General features: G+C 47.7%; 1 protein-coding gene. It reads right to left on the bottom strand.

From position 1 onward, the window contains the following. Positions 1–228 precede the first annotated feature (228 nt). On the bottom strand, positions 229–995 hold a 767-nt coding region (locus A3750_RS03390), incomplete at its 5' end, for an FAD-dependent oxidoreductase (protein ID WP_197474851.1).

Raw genomic sequence — 995 nt, 5'->3', positions numbered from 1 at the left:
ACCAGATTGAAGATGCTGAAATGCTCGGCTTTGACAATACAACGGATGGTTGTATTGAAGACTTTTCAAATCTTCCTGCATGTGATGGTTTTGTCTTCTTTGACGGCGTGCACCCGACGACTGCCGTTCATACAGCAGCCGGCCTAGAAGTTCTTCAACTTCTTCAGTAAGCCTGTCTGTAGTGAAAAACCCAAGACATTGTCTTGGGTTTTTTCTATTTGAAAGGCGCTAGCTGCCTCCCTTTCGCTGACCAATAACCGACAGTGCCGCCACCCGATACGCTTCAGCCAACGTTGGGTAGTTAAAGATGTTCTCAACAAAGATATCAACAGGACTATCGCTTAAAATCGCCATTTGCCCAATGTGTACTAATTCTGTTGCACCTTCTCCGACAATCTGAACGCCGAGTATTTTTTCACCTTTCGCATCGCAAATGATTTTTAATAAACCATCTCGTATACCACTAATTTGACCCCGAGAAATCTCATCAAAGCGCGCGCTTCCAACAATAATCTCGCCCTGCTCTCTCGCACTCTGCTCTGTCATGCCAACTCCCGACAACTCTGGTATCGAATAGATCCCTGAAGGGATCAATGACGACATCGCACCGACTTCAATACCGAGCGCATTACAACTCGCTCTGCGCCCTTGCTCCATCGATGCAGATGCGAGCGAAGGCGGGCCAATAACATCGCCAGCCGCGAAGATATTCTCAATGCTCGTACGCAAATATTCATCAACCCGAATATGACCATGTTCACTGAGAACCAAATCCAAGGCGTCTAAACCGAGCTCTGCAATGTTCGCTTCACGTCCAGCCGCCACCAATAACTTCGAACTCGAATACTCTGAACCGTCATTACACCGCGTAATCACCTGCGAAACCCCATCCCATTCGACCTGTTCAACGGTGCGATTCCCAATCCATGTACCGCCCATTGCTTCAAAGGTTCCCAGAAACCGTTCAACCAAGTCTTCGTCCATAAAACCCAAAG

The sequence above is a fragment of the Oleiphilus sp. HI0079 genome (assembly GCF_001635105.1).
This window is presented reverse-complemented; position numbering and strand designations above follow the sequence as displayed.